The sequence below is a fragment of the Halalkalibaculum sp. DA384 genome (assembly GCF_043951955.1).
Taxonomy (GTDB): Bacteria; Bacteroidota; Rhodothermia; order Balneolales; family Balneolaceae; genus JAMQKA01.
In genome coordinates, this window is sequence record NZ_JBINJE010000137.1 from 1 (window position 1) to 328 (window position 328).

1 protein-coding gene is annotated in these 328 nt (G+C 63.1%); it reads right to left on the reverse strand.

Features of this window, described 5'->3' with window-relative positions:
* A partial coding sequence (locus ACG2E4_RS18590; RefSeq protein WP_395277526.1) for a hypothetical protein occupies positions 1-180 on the reverse strand: 180 nt, incomplete at its 3' end.
* Positions 181-328 lie beyond the last annotated feature (148 nt).

Sequence of the window (328 nt, forward strand, 5' to 3'; positions counted from 1 at the left end):
CGGGATCTCCGCATGACGATACCATCCGGTGCCTGAGAAGACCAGCACACGCAGGGAATCCTCTTCCAGGTGGGCCGGGCCGGGCGCCGGGTGCGTATCGGCATTGGCCATTTCAGTGGACGCTGCCAGCAGCAGGACCGCAGCAGCAAGCACAAGGGGGAGTGGGGGTCGTCGAATCATGGAATCAGTGAGTAATCTGTGGTTATCGTGTTATCGATGCTGCCGCGACCGTTACCCGTGGGCCTTCAGCCAGTCGCGCACGCGGGGGTTGAAGTCCTCGAGGTTCTCCCAGTGGAAGGCGTGCCCGGAGTCCGGGTACAGGTGCAGG